Here is a 426-nt window from a genome sequence, read left to right as displayed (position 1 = left end):
CCTCGATGACGGCCCCTCGATCAGCAATGCGGTGGTCGGCAGCTCGGTGACGCTCGACGAGACCAACAACGGTCCGACGACGGACGGCGTGCTGAACCCGGCGATCATGACGGCCACGAGCGCTGCGGCGATCGTGACGCTGACCTCCAACTACGGCGCCGACGGCGCCGGCTCGACGCTGCTGACCGCTACCGGCATCGTGCTGCCGGCCGGTTTCACTGCAGCCGTGAGCAACGGCGGGCAGACTCTGACCATCAGCCAGGGCGCCACCGCAGTGTTGTTGATCCAACTCGCCGATACAAGCTCGGGCAACTACACCGTCACGCAGTTGCACGCGATCGACCATCCCGCGGGGCTGAACGAGAACAACGTCTCCTTCACGGTCAACTATGTCACCACCGATGGCGACGGCGACACTGCCACCGG

General features: G+C 65.7%; 1 protein-coding gene. It reads left to right on the top strand.

The genetic code is table 11. The features are described from left to right. The coding region (locus tag EN818_RS33035) for a DUF5801 repeats-in-toxin domain-containing protein (RefSeq protein WP_189523985.1) at positions 1–426 on the top strand (426 nt) is incomplete at both ends.

It is taken from the genome of Mesorhizobium sp. M3A.F.Ca.ET.175.01.1.1, from assembly GCF_004791945.1.
In the GTDB taxonomy this organism is placed as follows: domain Bacteria; phylum Pseudomonadota; class Alphaproteobacteria; order Rhizobiales; family Rhizobiaceae; genus Mesorhizobium.
Note: the sequence above shows the minus strand (reverse complement) of the source record. Positions and strands in the feature narration are given on the sequence as shown.